This window comes from Escherichia sp. MOD1-EC7003, assembly GCF_002965065.1.
GTDB lineage: Bacteria > Pseudomonadota > Gammaproteobacteria > Enterobacterales > Enterobacteriaceae > Escherichia.
In genome coordinates this window covers 1-585 of the sequence record NZ_PTRE01000017.1, presented here as the reverse complement: position 1 = coordinate 585, position 585 = coordinate 1, and the positions used below count along the sequence as shown (strand labels likewise).

At 43.2% G+C, this 585-nt stretch carries 1 pseudogene; it reads right to left on the bottom strand.

Annotated elements, in window-relative coordinates:
- Nucleotides 1-122: 122 nt before the first annotated feature.
- Nucleotides 123-530, bottom strand: a pseudogene (locus tag A7090_RS02485) (WGR domain-containing protein); the annotation flags it as partial.
- Nucleotides 531-585: the final 55 nt, after the last annotated feature.

Below are 585 nucleotides of genomic sequence, written 5' to 3'. Positions count from 1 at the left end.
GCGGCTGAATAATGTGATGACGCTGTAGAATTTTTAACGTGACACAGAATTCTGAACGCTCTCCATCCGGCATAAACAGAGTGCACTTTGCCAACAGTTGTTGCTGCCGACAAATGCAGTATTTAATTTTCGTGTGGAAAAGCAGCCAAGTCATCAATCATTTTCTGAAGTATTGGTGAATCCTGGCCGTCACCCCATTGCAAAATTTTTGCGGTAAGCTGATGACACACCAAAGCATTGAGTCCCATCTTTTTGAGTTTATGAGAGATTTTACCCATGACCTTAATCTGAGCGAATGCAGTCGCGTAGGTAATCATAGTACTCTGGATGGTGTTCATTTCATCAGCTAATAAATGCGCCCGAACATCCTCTTCGAGGATACTTTCCATCGTGATGTATTTCATACCCCACATTGTTTCAATTAGCATTTGAGGAAAATCAGCACAGTCCAGGTCTGGTTTTTTACGGAGGCTATTTTCAAGCTCGTTGAGAGCATCAGCACCTTCATCGCTGCCAAAGGGGGATTCTTCGTAAGCGGCTCGTCAGAACCGTATTGATATTTACTGAGAGCTCAGATCAACTTTC